Origin of the sequence: Aporhodopirellula aestuarii, assembly GCF_023701485.1 — a bacterium.
GTDB classification, from domain to species: Bacteria; Planctomycetota; Planctomycetia; order Pirellulales; family Pirellulaceae; genus Rhodopirellula; species Rhodopirellula aestuarii.
Map to the genome: position 1 here is coordinate 16,109 of NZ_JAMQBK010000060.1, position 15,750 is coordinate 31,858.

The following is a 15,750-nucleotide window of genomic DNA, read 5'->3' on the forward strand; positions in this document are numbered from 1 at the left end:
GTCGGTGGGACAAAGAAGGTCGAAACGAGGTGTGAATCACAACCCGCCTGCAGTCTACCAACATATAATCCAGCGCCGCTGTACATAGATTGCCCCCAACTACGCGTGGATACATTTGATGGGTCAACCCGACGACGCCTTGCAAGATCTAATCGATGACGTCATCAACGCAGCTGGCATGCAGCGCGGAGAGCAATGCAGCGATGATCTTCGAGACACACTTAACTCGCTCGCTGAACATCCGCGACGAGGAGATGCGCGAGTGGCGATCGCCGGGCGGCTCGGCGAGATCGACTCTGCCGCAGGAGCGGGCTTTCTCGCCGTGTGGCTGGGAGCGGGAGTGGAAGGCGGAGCCGATCCTGAAATGACGGCGCGTCCGATTCTCGATGCGCTGTTGAAGTGGTCAGCAACCGTCGAAACGGGGCCGGACAGCGATGAAGGGAATAACGACGACAGGCAAGAAGAGGAAGAAGCCGATCCCGAGACGATCGTCGGGATGGAGATGCTCGGCCAGGGACTCGTTGCTCACGTGTCTCGCTCACCTAGCCTGCGTGACAACATGGCGGCGGATGCCCGCATCACCGCCGAACTCGAGCGGGTAGAACACGTCTCGGCGGGACCGATGTGGGTACTTGAGTTACTACGCAAGTGCAGCGGTTCGCTGGTGGTGATCCACATCGAACGGCGTCGTGGTTTTCGAGTGACATACGAAAACATCTCGAACTGCTTTCATCTTTTCACGTTGCTCCAGGATGCCCTGTCCGGGGCGAAGATGGCGAGAGGAAAACGCGTGTCGCCGCAACTGCTCGCCGTCGCCAATGGGCAGACGATGGAAGACTGTCACGACAATGCGTGGTGGCATTATGGTGTCGGCACCCATCCCGCCGCCGACCTAGCGGGCTCGGTATGGGGAGAGGCCAGCCCAAATTCGATCCCCTCGGTCGATGGACAGCAGGTCCTTTTGCTTTGGCCACCGATCCTCAGCTCCCGAGGATGGGGAGCCGGCTTTTTTGGACCGTTTCTGATGGCGTCGCCTCCCAGCGTTTCAATCGTGGAGGACTTGAGCCAGGACGAAGTGCAGCAATGGTGGAGGACGCTCGAACTTCCCGAGGCAGACCCGCCGCCGTGGTGGAAGTTCTGGTGAGAACCGAGTAGCCAATAGTCGCGTAGAGCCTAAACTCTGAAATTCTCGTTTCGATCCCCCCGCTTCCTATCCATTGTCGTTCTCTGAAGCCATGTCTGACGAAGTCCAACCGTTTTCCACCCCTGAAACCGTCGATTTCCCCTATCGGGCGATCAGCCGCGGTGCGATTTGGTCGATCGTCTTTTTCGTCGTTGCGCTCGCCGGAATCGTGCCGACGTTTGCTCCGATGCTGATTTTGGCGGTGCCGGGCATCTTTTTCGCCGCCTTCGGGCTGCGGTCGATCAAACAATATCCCGAAGAGTTCAGCGGCCGAGGGCTCGCCATGTTCGGCCTGATCGCCTGCTCAGTGCTGTTCATCGGAGGTGTGGGCCAGCACACGTACATTTACTTGACCGAGGTCCCCGAGGGCTACGAACGGGTGCCATTCTACAAGTTGCAAGCAGATACCCAGGGTGCCGACCAGCCTACCGAAACGGCGCTTGCGATTGACGGCAAACCGGTGTTTCTGAAAGGCTATATCCACCCCAGCAGTGGCAGCGGGATGTTGCGGCAGTTCATCCTGGTTCCCGACCTGGGGACCTGCTGTTTCGGCGGCCAACCGCGGAGCAGCGACATGATCGAGGTCAACTTGCCCCCGGGAAACACTGTTCGTGCCAACGTGATCAAACGAAAATTGGCGGGAACGTTTCAGGTTAACCGCATGCCGCAAAAGAAAAGCGACTTCGATAACGCGTTGTTCTATAAAATGCGGGTCGACCAGTTCAAATAAAAAACTCAGGAACGCGTGATGCCGAAAACGAAAATTAGCCCTCGATCGACCTCAATCGTTCCTGCGGCTGTCCGGTTGGTTTGCGGCTTGGCAGTGATCGCATCGCTCGCCTTGGCCTCCATGCCGACGCTTCGTGCCGAAAACCCGAAAGAAAAACAGCTTTCGATCATCGAGCAACGCCGCGCCATCATGCGTGGTGACGCCGCCGGCCGAACCAAGGTCGAAGTTCGGAAAAGCAGCCAGGCGGAACTCGAGAAAGGTGAGATTACGTTCGACGATCTCAAATTTGACATCGAGAAAGACGAGCCATTCGACGCCGAAAAGCTGACCGATACGCTTCGATTTCTCAACGGTCGCAAAGTCAAACTGAGCGGCTACATTCTGCCCAGCACGCTGTTCAAAGAAACCGACATCAGCGAATTTGTGCTCGTTCGAGACAACCTCGAATGCTGTTTCGGCCCAGGCGCGGCCCTTTTCGACTGCGTCATGGTTGAAATGGTGCCTGGGAAAACGACCGATTTCGTGACCCGACCGGTGACCGTTGAGGGCAAATTTGTCTTCGACCCGACAAAATATCAATATCCGCCGGGAGTCGGCCCTGACGGCGCGAGCCATTTTGCCATTTTCCGGATCGAGGGCGTCCAGGTTCGCTAGGCGAATCGGGAAATCCTCACCACGAGACCCCCTCTAATGGGAGTGCCGATTGGGCCGCGTCATTACGCCGCCCGCCGCACAGATTGATCGCCGGTTTCGGTCGACTCCGATGTTCGTGACGGCATCGGCAGGGTGCTTGGTCCGATTTCTTGCAGCTTTTGCTCCATCTCCGTCTCGTCCCAACTTGCTAGACAAGAGCCGTCGAGCGAGTGGATTTTGAGTTGATCTTCTTCAGCAAACCAGATCGCGGAGACTTTTTCACCGCGAAATCGGCGTCCCCGATAAAACCCGTCGTTGATGAAAATGCTATCACGTAGCTGCGTCTCGTCTTCGGGAAACTGTTCTTGGCAAAAAGCATAAACGCAGTTTCGGGCCCGAGCCAGTTTTTGCGACGGTGTCATGCGTCTGTTCGACCTCGATAGAATGCGGCAAAATATTGCCACCGGCGAAGAACCGGCTGCCGGAATTTATCGGCAACCCTGACCTTCACGCATCGGCGAGACCGTCTTTCGCGGCAACGTCGCCCCAATCACCATCATCGGCCCTTCTTGCCCAGACTGACTCGATCCCAAGCCTATATCACGTGCGAACCCTGATTACCGAACCCCAACTTGCTGACGGCGTCTCGCGTTTGGCTGGTGAAATCGACCGTCACTACCAAGGGCGCCCGATCACGGTCGTGGCCGTGTTAACCGGATCGGTGGTCTTGTTTGCCGACCTGATTCGTCGGCTTTCGATGCCCCAACGTGTCGGTGTTGTTCAAGCGTCGAGCTACCGTGGTGGCACGAGGCCAGGAGAATTGGTCATCGATGCCAAGATGTTGATCGACGTTAAGAATCGCGACGTGCTTTTGGTGGATGACATTTTTGATACCGGGGCAACGATCGCAAAACTGCGTGACGAACTTCTAGCGTTCGGGGCAGCGAGCGTGGCAACCGCGGTGCTGCTACGAAAGGTCCGTGAGAACCAACACACCGTTCGCCCGAACTTTGTCGCGTTCGAAATTCCCGACGAGTTTGTCGTTGGTTACGGCTTGGACTTTCACGACATGTACCGCAATCTTCCTTTCATCGCGGTGCTAGAACCCGATGAGATTGCTGCGACGGCAGCCGAATTCGGATGAGTTCTCAGCTCGCCATGACATCATCGAATCGCCCGACGGCCTCCCCGCCAGCTGTGTTGTGGGTGACGCGGCGATATTGGCCTCACGGCGCAGGACACCACGCCCGCGCCGCCGCCTCATTGGCGCTCTCGAATGCGTGGTCAGCAATGGGTACCCAGGTCGAAGTAGTGACCCCTCGCTATGCCGCCAGTTGGTCTGACGAGCTGTTTTACGACACGATCCACGTGCACCGCATCGCATCGGCGCCGAAAGGCGAATGGTCCATGCAGCGCTATGTGCGTCACCTCGGCAATTGGCTTTCTGAGCAAGCCAACCGCTTTGATTGGATCATCTGCGACGGAATCACCGATGACGTTCGGAGCGTGGCCACCGCGATCATCCACGCGCGAGGTGAGAAACAACGCACCCGCGGCGGCGTACTCTGTGACGGTTGGGGTGCAGACAGCGACGAAGTGTGGTGCCGCCAGTCGCGCGCTGGCAAGAGATGTTTGCATGCGATCACGACTTTGGATCAGATTTTCACGCGGCATTCCGATACCGATCGAGCGTTGGTCGCCAAGGGAATTCCGTCGCACCAGATTCACCGGATCGCTTCGGGTTTTGCTCGTCCCAATCGCGTTTCGCTAGACCAACGTAATGCATCGCGTCGGTCACTCGAAGGTATCAACACAGACTTGCGCACCGACGGCGAAAATCAAGTCTTGCTGTGGTGCGGCCACATGACCGGACGACACAACACCGCAGGTGGAGCGAAATTGATCGTCAGTAGCGCGAGACTTCTTTGCGCGAAATATCCCAACCTGAGAATCTGGATGCTCGGCGATGGCGAACTCCACGATTGGATCCACACCGAACTGAAAGCCGAAGGTGTTCGCAGTGTTGTTGCTATCCCCGGCACGTTTCCCGACATGACGGACATTTGGAATGCAGTCGACGCAGTCGCTGTCACCGATGAAGATCAACTGCGATACACTCTGCCCAACGCGATCGCCCACGCATTGCCGACGATTGTGGCCGATCATGCATCAATTCGGGCGTGGATGAGCGATAAATTCGCCACCGATATCGTCGATTCGTTTGCGTGGTACGATTCGAATAAGCCCACTTCGTTTCGAAAAACCTTCCGCACCGTCTGGGACGATCTCCCCGCAGCGGTCGACCTCGCGTGGGAAGTCGCAATCGACGCCTCACGGCGGTTCAGCATTACCGAAGAACTCAATCAGTGGGCGTCCGTTTTTTCGTCAGACTCGCACGTTCATTCCTCCTAACCGATCAACCGTTTTGTCTTCCTCTTCGTCCACTGCAGACTCTGCGCTCGCTTCTAGCCGAAGGATGAAGATCGCGTTGGTGATTCCGACGATGGACCGGGGCGGGGCCGAAAAGCAAGTCGTGCTTTTAGCGATCGGTTTGCATGAAGCCGGACATGACGTCAGGGTGGTTCTATTGACTCGGGACGGACCACGTAGTGAAACGCTCCGCCGCGCCGGAGTGGAAGTTGTGTTGATCGGTAAGAAGTTCAAACTCGACCCGACTGCACTGTGGCGACTGACGAAATGGATGAAAACTTGGCAACCCGATCTCGTTCACACGTGGTTGTTCGCCGCAAACAGTTTTGGACGAACAGCGGCGAAACTGGCTGGCGTTCCCGTAATCGTAGCCAGCGAAAGATGCGTGGACCCTTGGAAACGTGGCTGGCACTTTTTCATTGATCGATATCTGCAAAAAATCACCGCCGCGATCACGACCAATAGCCATGGCGTTGAAGAGTTTTATGCCGCACACGGAATCGACGAAAACAAATTCGTCGTCATCCCCAACGGCGTGGAAGCAAACTCGTCTTGCGATCTGGATACGGAGATCGATCGTGCAACCGCACTCAAACGATTGGAAGTTACCCCCGGACGCAAACTAATATTGGCCGTGGGACGTCTCTGGCCGCAGAAACGCGTACGTGATTTGATCTGGGCAGGTGAATTGCTGGGAACCCTCCGTCAAGACACGACGCTTGTCATTATTGGTGATGGCCCTCAACGTGAGGAAATGTTGCGTCACCGTGACGCCGTCTCTCGTCCCGAACATGTCCGATTTGCGGGTGCCCGCGAGGACGTTCAGCAACTATTGCCACACGCTGATGCGTTCTGGATCGCTAGCGAATATGAAGGCCAAAGCAATGCGGTGATCGAAGCGATGCTTGCGGGCGTCCCCGTGATTGCCTCCAACATCCCGGGCAATCGTGACCTCGTCATCGATGGACAAACCGGTTTTCTCTTTGAAGTCGGAGACGAGGCAAAACTCGTTGAGAAGACCAACACACTGCTTAACGAACCTGACCTGGCCGACCGGGTCAGCACGGCAGCGAAGACACGTATCGAAACCGAGTTCGCGGTGACGACCATGGTCGATCGTCACATCGCCCTCTACCAACGATTGCTAAACGATCAATAAGGTTTGCCCTCCCCCAACGCGATCAAAACGTGGTGGTAAGCTATTTGGTCGTTGGATGCGATTGATCAAGAATGCCTTGGCGAAGTTCCTTTAGATTCCGAGGATTCTGGCCGAGATCTCCTTTGCCCACTCGCGACCGGCTTCCGGCGTCAACGCGAGTTCGCGGCCCCCCGCTTGGTCCACTCTCAATCGGCGTGAGTTCGATTTGGATGTCGTCCACGAATCGAAAAACGGGGGTGGTGCGGGTCAGGTGCAAACGTCGCATACTGGACGACGCTCCGATGGAAGGCTGTTGAGATAATGGGCCTTGTCCGGTTTCTGTCTCGGACACAATTGCCCAAGCCGGTTGCAGATCAACCCAATTCTGGATCACCGTTTCAACATCTTTGACGTCCGCATCGATTTCGATCGGCTGCAGCATTGGATCTGTTTGCGTCGCCGACAATCGGGCATGATTGGTAGTCCAATCACGCCCCCAATCATCGATCATCCAAAACAGCCGTCCCGCCATCGCGGCCCCGACACCGATCGCAACATAACCCAACATCATTTTCCTTCGCTGACTTGGTAACTCTGGTGGACTCAATGGATTTGTTTGCACAACAAGAAGCCGATCATTTATTCGCCGCCCAACCTCTGGCCGCTCGCATGAGACCCCAAAGTCTCGAAGAGTTCGTCGGCCAACATCATATTCTAGGCAGCGGCAAACTGCTCAGGCGATTGATCGCCAGTGGCCGGATCGGATCGATCATCCTGCACGGGCCACCGGGTAGCGGAAAAACCACGTTGGCGCGGCTGATCGCATCAGAAACCGGCTCCAAATTGCTTTCGCTCAACGCCATCAATAGCGGCGTTAAAGAAGTCCGCGAAGTATTGCGAACCGCAACCGATGACGTCGCTGCGGGTGAGCGGCGTCCGATTCTGTTCATTGATGAGATTCATCGCTTTAACAAATCGCAGCAGGACGCGTTGCTAGCTGATGTCGAATCAGGGGTGATCTCACTGATCGGCGCCACCACCAGCAACCCTCACTTTGCCGTCAACGGCGCGTTGATCAGCCGCAGTCAGATTTTTACCCTCGAACCCCTGCCACCCGAATCGATGGCCGGGCTTCTGCGGCGAGCGATGAACGATTCCGAACGCGGACTCGGCGGACGCAGTGTTGAGGTAACTGATGACGCGGTCGAGTTTCTAGCGAGTGCGACCGACGGCGATGCGCGGCGTGCCCTGGCCGCCCTCGAAGTTGCCGTCGAGAGCGTGGTCGGCGAAACGAAAAAGGTTGATCGCGAGGTAGCTATGGAATCGTTGACCAATCGCGTCGGCGGTTATGACGCGACCGGCGATGATCATTACGACCTCTCAAGCGCATTGATCAAGAGCATTCGGGGCAGTGATGCTGACGCTGCGATTTACTGGCTTGCGCGGATACTAGAGGGTGGCGAGGACATTCGTTTCCTATGCCGCCGCCTCGTGATCTTGGCGAGCGAGGACGTCGGCAACGCCGACCCGCAGGCATTACCGCTGGCGGTTTCGGCCATGCAAGCTTGTGAGATGATCGGATTACCCGAATCGCAGCTGATTCTCAGCCAAACCGTCGCCTACCTTGCGCTCGCACCCAAAAGCAACGCTGCCACCACAGCGATCGGAGCGGCGCGGCGGGATGTTCGCGACCAACAAATTATCCCCGTTCCCAAAATGCTACGGTGCACCCATTACGCGGGTGCGGAAAAACTCGGTCATGGCGAAGGTTACGTCTACGCTCATGACGAAGAGGACGGAATCGCGGAACTCGATTACCTCGGAGTGGATCGCGAATATTACCAACCAGTGAACCGAGGACACGAATCACTGATGCGTGAGCAACTCGAATCAATCCGCAAACGACTCAGACCTTCGCGGGCCGCAAGCGACAAGGAATAGCGAGAGATCTCCTCGCGGTTCAAACCCGATGACACTCTCGCGTTCCAACATCCCGCCCGGCAAAATCGCCTAACGGGTGAACGGAGCACACGAACTGCATGCTCCGCGATGCTCGCAATTTGACTAGCTCGAGGAGGCGGCAACCGGCATCGGGGCAATTTGGTAGGCTCGATTCCGGAACAGAAACTCGATAATGTTGCCCTCGTGTGGCTGCAGCCAATTCAAACGATTCGTTGGCAACGGCCCGACATTAAGCCGGTCGATGTCAACGCATCGGCTCGCTGCCGTAATGAACGATTCATCCGAGGTGATGACCGTTCCCACAAGCGTCGGTCCAATATGACGCAGCATTTGTGCCTGAGGACATTCGACCACGCTCACAAATGGGAACATGTATTCTTTTGCTGCCACCGCTCTCTCATGCGAATTCGCATGCACAACCATCGGGCGGAGATACGCACAATGTTCCCGCTCGATCAACTTCTCACCGTACTCGGCCGTCATATCCGTGACGCCGTTCTCAGCGAGATCTTGTTCGACCATCGCCCACGTTCCCGTCGCCATTGCTGGCACCGTGAATGCTGCCAATTGAGCATTCGAATCACCCGGAGGCAACACACCAACAGGACCGATTTTTTCAGCGATCGCGGCGGCGATTTCTCGCGTGTGCCGACTCGCCCAGATTCCTGAACAATTGATGCAGCTTCGCCCCGAATTACTCAGCACGCTCTCGACCATCACATCGAGATACATCTCCCAATCATCAACGATGTCATCACCGAGGAGAATCTTGGAAAAGCCCGGTCCGTGTGCTTGAACCCGTGGATTACCCGAGTGTTGAGCGACGGTCTGCGCACTACCGAAAATCATGCTGCGTGGAGCTTTGGTCATGATCGCACCACCGGCGTCATGTCCGCCCGGATACAAACCGAACGCTGCGGCAGGCACGCCCGCTTCCATAAACGCCGAAACCATTCGGTATGGAGTCCAAGGTTCTTGCGAACCAGGCTTCAGCGCCAACCCGATTTGCAATGCGATTGCCGGCAACCACAGTGTGTGCACACCCGGCGAGTTATTCGGCAGGATCGCACCGAGAATCGGCGTTTGAGCTTGGTAGCTGACCGTTACCCCGCGTCCCTCGTCGCCGTAGCCTTTTGATAAAATCGACAGGTCCAATCCGCGGGTCAAGCACTGCAGGATCTCGTCCATCCGGCTGAGCACAAAGCTGTTTTTGGCCATGTTCGAACGGCACATGTGTTCGGGCAATCCGGTGCTCGCAGATTGCTGATGAACGAAATCATCCACACTTTGCTGCGAGTCACCCACGGTGAGCGTTGCGTGCTCAAATAGCTCCGCCGCCTTCTTGCTCATCGCGATCAATTCTTCCGTGGGAACTGCGAGCAGAGCTTCGCGGGCGAGGTGGGCCTTTAGCAAATCTCGCGTCACGATTCCGCCACCCACCGTTCCGACGCGAGCGATCGGCTCACCGGTATCAAAGTGAACGACGTCGTTGAACTCGAGGGATTCGTATTGTTTGCCCCATCGAAGCGGGTTGAGAGTAATCATGCGAAAATTGGTAGCGGGTAACAGGAAACAGATACGTGAATTAAGTTGCGAAAAGGTCAGCGACCAGAAACGGTCGGCAGCATGCTCGTGCTACCGACCGACAATCGGTCACCGGTCGACCGTTAATACACACCAACCGTAGTTGCGCTGGCGAGTTCGTGGAAAGGACGCACGCCGCTGACGCCGTCCCACGGGTAGGTGTGGAACGGACGCTCCCGTTCACCTTCGTCCCGTTCCATGAAACCAGGCACAAAGAACTCATCCGTCAACGTATACAGCTTCACGCGGCCCGTCTCGCCGTATCCGACAACCGAGTTGTAATCGTCAAACGTAACGACCTCGGTAACGGCGCGAGGTTGAGGCGCGTAATAAGCGATCTTGTATCCATCGGCAGCTGTAATGGGTTTACTGCAAGCCAACCCCATCAACGTGTTGCCATAGGTTGGCGTCATGTAGATGCCACTTTCCTCCGGCAGTCCACCAAGCAATTCTTCGACACAGAAACGTGTCCACTGCGATGTGAACTCAGTTCCGCCGGAGAAGATTCCCGTGATCCCGACTTCCGCCAGATTCGTTCCCTTCTCTTCAAGAGCTTCGCACAGCGACTCGAGCAATTTCGGGGTTGCGAACATGCACTTCACGTCGTGTCCCGCAGTCAAAATCGTGACCGCTTGATCAATGCAGTGTTTCTTGTATTCCTCGAGATGCTCCATCCAACCTTTCTTAATCAACTTGACGACCCAACGCGGGTCGAGGTCGATGCAAAAACAGATTCCGTCACGGTGCTGGGCCAAGTGCTCAACGGCAAGTCGTAAGCGACGCGGGCCGCTCGGGCCCAGCATCAACCAGTTGGCTCCTTTTGGAAAGTATTTGTCTGGCAGGGTTTCACTAAACAGTTCGTAATCCTTCCAGTGATCTTCGATCACCATACGGCTCTTAGGGATCCCGGTCGTGCCGCCCGTTTCAAATACGTAAACCGGCTTCCCCGCATGTCCCTTGGGAACCCAGCGACGAATCGGGCCACCCCGCAACCATTCGTCTTCGAACTCTGGGAATTTCTTGAGATCATCGAATGATTTGATGTCCTTAAGAGGATCGAAATTCAGTTCGGCTTTCTTCTCGAGCCAAAACGGGCAACCCGTGTCGTCGCTGAAATGCCAATGGACAGTTTTGAGCGTGTGCTCGTTGAGACGGTCGCGTGCCGCAGAAACGGCAGCCTGGAGTTCAGCTTCGGAAACTTCCCCAACAACACTCATGTCTTCCTCGGTTGTTTGATCAATTGAATCGGAATATCGCGTTGATATTCTGAGTAGGATGTGTCGTCACCACAACCATCGGAACCATTGTCCAAGGTAGAAAAGGGGGGCAACGACTGGTCTGAGCCTTCAGCGAGGCACCATTCAGAATCTTCGCTGCAAATTCACGCGGGCATTGCTCGCATCGATTATCAGACCACCCCTGCGTCGCCCCAGGTGCAGGATGCGGCACGCGGACCTCAGAACGATACCCGGGAGCGAACAGCAATCCATCCAGAAAACAAAAAAGCCTCGGGAGAAATCTCCCGAGGCTTTACTATTCAGATTGTCCGTTTGCCGAAACTATCGGGTCGGGCTCGCTGGTGGTGCTGGAGCAGGCAAGGGGTCGTTGTCGTCGCTAGATGCGATAGCCGCGATTGCGGCCAAACCGGCTAGGCCACCGAGACCACCAAAGCCGCCTCCACCGCCACCGCCACCGAACCCACCACCGCCGCCGGCGAATCCGCCACCACCAACTCCACCGCCGCTGAGTGCGCCGTTTCCGCCGAGGGCTGGGTCACCAAAACCTACACCACCGATTGGATTGCCAAATTCATCGAGCAAAATTGGATCACCGATGATTTCCTCTCCGTACACCACTTCTTCGTCTTCTTCGGTTTCATCGAATGATTCGATGGCTTGTGGAAGCGGCGCAATTTGCAACGAGAAAGTCCCACTTACCTGGACAGGTAAATCAGCCAATGCCGCAACAAGTGTTTGACTATTCACGGAATTCGTTGAGATCCGATTTGCTGTCTGTTCTTCGACGAGTTCGAAGCCTGCCATCCCTAAACCGGTCTGACCCAAGGCCAGAATGGAGTATTCACCAGGAGCACATTCATCGAATTGGAAGGTGCCATTCTGGCTGGAAACAACTCGGTCGATGACCTCACCCTTGTGTACCAAGAACACATTCAGCAAACCGGCGTTATCGAGCGAAGACCCGCTCGCACCTGCGACATGGATATGTCCTTTCAGACCGCCGTCAGTCTGAACAACCTGGAACAAGTTCTTAGCCGTCATCCGACCAGCGATGCTCTTAAGGTCCGCACCCACGAAAGAACGCGGCTGTTCGCTACTATATGGGGGCAAGTAGCGAATGATCGATGACTTAATGATCGAGTAATCAATCGCGGCCGCAGCAACTTCGACCTGCCGTGGGAGCATTTCAACCATTGCCATATCGCTGCTGACAACATGCATCGCATAGCAGGCGAATATACCTTTTGCACGAGCGCTCAATGCGTACACACCCGGTTCAACACCAGTCATTACGAACCGACCAGCGTCGTCGGTACGACTGCGGACGGTTTCGCCTTCACTATTCGTCATCACGACAGTGGCGTCCGCAATTGGCTCTGCCGATCCGTCCGCTGCGGGCAAAATGACCCGTCCACTAAGTTGTCCCGGTGTTTCTGGGTTGACCCACTGCGGTACAGTGAGGTGATCAGTCACTTCGAGTGAAGTGGACTGAGCGGTGGCAGTCGACGATGTGAGACCGCAAACGGCCCAGCTGCAAACGGCAACCAAGGCAAGTAATCGTTTCATGTTGAGTTTCATAGTAGAAGGTGCTCAGCCCGGACAACTGGTAATTTAGGCAAACTATTCAGGACGATAGTAAGCAAAAGGAACTTAAAATTCAACACTGCTCTTGAGAAGAATGTGGGAAAAAACAGCGTCAATCCGTTCTCGATCAGCACCGCCGCCCCTTTGGAGAAAGGAGTTTTCGCTGACCAGGCGATTCTCAAGCGTCGTGGGTTCCTATTTCGGGTGATTGTATTCGAAAATCCCTTCACTGGGACACTTACGTACAGTGGATGGTGGTTTCGCCAAACAATCGAAATTGACGGGCAATCGTGCTGGTTTCAGATCAGCTGGCTGAAGATCCACTCGCGTTTTGAATTCCGTCTTCCCGAAACGATCAAGGTCGATCCCAAGTGGGGGGACCCTGACGACCGGAACATGGTCGTCGAGATCAACTTTTCGCGAGGGCTGACGATCCGTCGTTTTCGAATCTGGCTGGCAGGCCGAATCCTGTACGACGAAATCAACTAGCAAACGGTCGAAAACTCTCCGCGGGTGAGCCAATCGTTTCAATTCCATACCCGCGAGCATTCAGAACGGTCGCGCGGTGGGACGAAAACACACAGCCCCCTTAACTCTTCGGGGCCGAATTATCTCCCGGTCAGAATCAAACGTCGAGGTTGCGGACATCGAGGGCATGCGTTTCGATGAATTCTCGTCGCGGCTCGACTTTGTCCCCCATCAGCAAACGGAACATTTCGTCTGCGGCGCCGGCATCTGAAAGATTGACCCGAATGAGCGTCCGGTTGGCGGGATCCAGGGTCGTTTCGCGAAGTTCTTCCGCGTTCATTTCACCAAGACCTTTAAAGCGCGTCACCGAGAGTCCCTTTTCCCCCGCCGCACGTATTTCCGGCAACAGGGCACGCAAATCTTCCATCGGTCGGCGGATATCTTCGCCGCGGATCAATTCGAATCGCGGTGTCGTGGATCCGGTACGGTCAGCAGGGATGAGATCATCCAACCCGAAACCGAGCGGCTGCAGGTCTTTGAGTCCACTGTTGATCGTTCGCACCTCGTGCAATTCGGTCAGGTGTGCGACAACCCGTTCCTCGGGCTCCGAGTCCGCTTTGCTGGCTGCGACTACCGAATCGGGACCGACTTCGCCATCACTCGCTTCAGCATTTTCTGTCTGAAGATCTTCCTCAATGTCCAAGTGGGCGCCGCGCTCGGTCAGGAACTGCTCGACTTCTTCGAGCGTGTGGAACCAGTGTTCTTCGCCTTGGAAAGTCACCAGGAAGGTCGGCAATTTGCCGGCGACCGGGTCGAATCGCATCGCATGAACTCGCAAACTGACGCCACGTCGTTCAAGGGCGAGCACGGCATCTTCCATGCTCGCGAGCGCGTCGGCGAGAGCCCGCATTTTGTCGGCTTCCACACGTCGTCCGTCTTCGGCTTCGAAGATGGTGTCGTTGATACCGCGATCGAGCAACTGAGACTTCATCTCTTCTTCGCTCTGCACGTAGTAGCGTGTTTTCCCGTGCGAAACGCGGAACAACGGAGGTTGGGCGACATAGACATGTCCGGAGGCCACCAACTGATACATTTGCCGGTAAAAGAAACACAGCAACAGCGTACGGATGTGACTGCCATCGACGTCCGCGTCAGTCATGATGATGACTTTGTTGTACCGACGACGCGTCAGGTCTTGATCGACACCGATCCCGGTCCCGATCGCCTGAATCATCGACTGGACTTCTTCGTTGGCAAGCACCTTGTCTTCGCGACTCTTGTACGCGTTGATGATCTTACCGCGGAGTGGCAGGATCGCTTGAAACTCGCGCATTCGTCCACCCTCGGCTGACCCGCCTGCCGAATCACCTTCGACCAGATAGACTTCGCATTCTTCCATCTTTTTGGAAATGCAATCTCTCAGCTTGCCGGGCAATCCACCCCCGCCGAGCGCATCTTTTCGCTTGCGAAGTTGATCCTTCGCTTTGCGGGCTGCCTCACGTGCCTCAGCAGCGAGCAATCCCTTACGAACAATTGTTTTGGCGACCTTCGGGTTTTCTTCGAGGTATTTCGCCAACGCTTCGCCAACGCCGCTGGTCACGATGCCGTCGACTTCGCCGTTGCCGAGCTTTGTCTTGGTTTGCCCTTCGAACTGTGGATGAGGCACCCGGACGCTGATAACGGCGGTCAACCCTTCTCGGAAGTCGTCTCCGGTCGGAGTGGTGGCCTTAAACAACCCCTCTTTCTTGCCGTAGTTATTAAGCGTCCGAGTCAGTGCGGAGCGATACCCCGAAACGTGTGTCCCACCCTCGGTCGTGTGAATGTTATTGACGTATGACTGCACCGTGTCGGTGAATTCAGTCGTGTACTGCATCGCGATATCGTACTCGACCCCATCTCGGTGCCCGACGATATGGATGACGTCGGGATGCAACGCATCGCTAGCGCGGTTGAGATGCTGAACGAACTCAACGATGCCTTGGTTGTACTGGAAATCCCCGCCTTCGCCGTTGCGTTCGTCGAGGAACTTGATCCGCACGCCACTGTTGAGGAACGCGAGTTCCTGCAATCGTTTTAGCAACGTGTCGTAGACGTACTTGGTCGTCGTGAAGATCTGGCTGTCGGCTTTGAAAGTCGTCTTGGTACCGGTCTTCTTGGTCGCTCGACCTTTCTTGACAGGACCGGTCGGGACACCTCGCTCGTATTCCTGGGTCCAGGTGAACCCGTCACGGCTGACCTCCACTTCAGCCCACTGACTGAGGAAGTTCACCACCGTCACACCGACGCCGTGCAGACCGCCGGACGTTTGATAGGCCCCTTTCTCGAACTTGCCCCCGAACTTGAGCACCGTCATCACACCTTCTAGGGTGCTGACCTCACGGTCCAACTCTTCGGACAACTGATCGTGTCGGGTGACCGGGATTCCACGGCCATCATCTTCGACGGTAACGCTGCCGTCGGTGTGCACGACGACCGACACCGCTTTGGCAAAACCCGCCATCGCCTCATCAATCGAATTATCGACAACTTCGTAGACGAGGTGGTGCAGGCCGCGTGAAAACGTATCCCCGATGTACATACTCGGGCGTTCGCGAACGTGCTCGAGGTCCGAGAGGTGCTGGAGATCCTTGTCGGTGTAGTTGGAGTTCGCCGACACAGGCACATAAGCCTCCTCGTTCTCGGCACCCGTCGGCGGCGAAACGGCCACGCCGGCCTCATCCGTCACGGGGACATCCGGGGTCGATTCAGGATTGGAAGGATCAGAAGAGGAAGAGTCGCTCATAAAACGGCGGCTGCTAGG

The 15,750-nt window shown here is 56.0% G+C and carries 14 protein-coding genes; 8 read left to right on the top strand and 6 right to left on the bottom strand.

Annotation, left to right across the window (positions count from 1 at the left end; genetic code table 11):
• The first annotated feature begins 118 nt into the window (after positions 1–118).
• The 3 genes from NB063_RS20695 to NB063_RS20705 all read left to right on the top strand — a co-directional run bounded on the left by NB063_RS20695 (position 119) and on the right by NB063_RS20705 (position 2,567).
• A complete protein-coding gene (locus tag NB063_RS20695; protein ID WP_250930673.1) occupies positions 119–1,144 on the top strand; it encodes a hypothetical protein in 1,026 nt (341 codons plus the stop codon).
• A gap of 91 nt (positions 1,145–1,235) precedes the next feature.
• Complete coding sequence (locus tag NB063_RS20700; protein WP_250930674.1) at positions 1,236–1,913, top strand: DUF4190 domain-containing protein; 678 nt, start codon at positions 1,236–1,238, stop codon at positions 1,911–1,913.
• Between the two features lie 120 nt (positions 1,914–2,033).
• The gene (locus NB063_RS20705) at positions 2,034–2,567 is read left to right on the top strand and encodes a DUF3299 domain-containing protein (RefSeq protein WP_407652687.1); all 534 of its coding nucleotides are present in this window, start codon (positions 2,034–2,036) and stop codon (positions 2,565–2,567) included.
• A 62-nt stretch (positions 2,568–2,629) separates the two neighbouring features.
• Here the strand turns inward: NB063_RS20705 and NB063_RS20710 are convergent, their stop codons facing one another.
• Positions 2,630–2,968: a hypothetical protein gene (locus tag NB063_RS20710; RefSeq protein WP_250930676.1), complete on the bottom strand. Its 339-nt coding sequence runs from the start codon at positions 2,966–2,968 to the stop codon at positions 2,630–2,632.
• Between the two features lie 182 nt (positions 2,969–3,150).
• On the opposite strand from NB063_RS20710, the gene hpt reads away from it, so the two are divergent.
• The 3 genes from hpt to NB063_RS20725 all read left to right on the top strand — a co-directional run bounded on the left by hpt (position 3,151) and on the right by NB063_RS20725 (position 6,135).
• Positions 3,151–3,690: a hypoxanthine phosphoribosyltransferase gene (hpt, locus tag NB063_RS20715; RefSeq protein WP_250930677.1), complete on the top strand. Its 540-nt coding sequence runs from the start codon at positions 3,151–3,153 to the stop codon at positions 3,688–3,690.
• The gene (locus NB063_RS20720; RefSeq protein WP_250930678.1) at positions 3,687–4,958 is read left to right on the top strand and encodes a glycosyltransferase; all 1,272 of its coding nucleotides are present in this window, start codon (positions 3,687–3,689) and stop codon (positions 4,956–4,958) included. The genes hpt and NB063_RS20720 overlap by 4 nt, the downstream gene beginning before the upstream one ends.
• A 64-nt stretch (positions 4,959–5,022) precedes the next feature.
• Positions 5,023–6,135: a glycosyltransferase family 4 protein gene (locus tag NB063_RS20725; protein WP_250930679.1), complete on the top strand. Its 1,113-nt coding sequence runs from the start codon at positions 5,023–5,025 to the stop codon at positions 6,133–6,135.
• A gap of 40 nt (positions 6,136–6,175) precedes the next feature.
• Here the strand turns inward: NB063_RS20725 and NB063_RS20730 are convergent, their stop codons facing one another.
• Positions 6,176–6,682 (bottom strand): DUF1499 domain-containing protein, encoded by a 507-nt coding sequence (locus NB063_RS20730; protein WP_250930680.1) that lies wholly within the window; start codon positions 6,680–6,682, stop codon positions 6,176–6,178.
• 38 nt (positions 6,683–6,720) lie between these two features.
• On the opposite strand from NB063_RS20730, the gene NB063_RS20735 reads away from it, so the two are divergent.
• Entirely contained in the window at positions 6,721–8,055 is a 1,335-nt protein-coding gene (locus NB063_RS20735; protein ID WP_250930681.1) for a replication-associated recombination protein A, read from the top strand.
• Positions 8,056–8,178: 123 nt separating this feature from the next.
• Here the strand turns inward: NB063_RS20735 and NB063_RS20740 are convergent, their stop codons facing one another.
• The 3 genes from NB063_RS20740 to NB063_RS20750 all read right to left on the bottom strand — a co-directional run bounded on the left by NB063_RS20740 (position 8,179) and on the right by NB063_RS20750 (position 12,464).
• Positions 8,179–9,621, bottom strand: a complete 1,443-nt coding sequence (locus NB063_RS20740) for an aldehyde dehydrogenase family protein (RefSeq protein WP_250930682.1) — start codon at positions 9,619–9,621, stop codon at positions 8,179–8,181.
• Positions 9,622–9,743: 122 nt separating this feature from the next.
• Positions 9,744–10,877, bottom strand: coding sequence for an acyl-CoA synthetase family protein (locus NB063_RS20745; protein ID WP_250930683.1), 1,134 nt, complete (start codon positions 10,875–10,877; stop codon positions 9,744–9,746).
• A gap of 342 nt (positions 10,878–11,219) precedes the next feature.
• On the bottom strand, positions 11,220–12,464 hold the full coding sequence (locus tag NB063_RS20750) for a carboxypeptidase-like regulatory domain-containing protein (protein ID WP_250930684.1): 1,245 nt from the start codon (positions 12,462–12,464) through the stop codon (positions 11,220–11,222).
• 114 nt (positions 12,465–12,578) lie between these two features.
• Here NB063_RS20750 and NB063_RS20755 point away from each other — a divergent pair, with 114 nt between their 5' ends.
• The gene (locus NB063_RS20755) at positions 12,579–12,971 is read left to right on the top strand and encodes a hypothetical protein (protein WP_250930685.1); all 393 of its coding nucleotides are present in this window, start codon (positions 12,579–12,581) and stop codon (positions 12,969–12,971) included.
• Positions 12,972–13,107: 136 nt separating this feature from the next.
• Here NB063_RS20755 and NB063_RS20760 read toward each other — a convergent pair whose 3' ends face one another.
• On the bottom strand, positions 13,108–15,732 hold the full coding sequence (locus NB063_RS20760) for a DNA gyrase subunit B (RefSeq protein ID WP_250930686.1): 2,625 nt from the start codon (positions 15,730–15,732) through the stop codon (positions 13,108–13,110).
• Positions 15,733–15,750 lie beyond the last annotated feature (18 nt).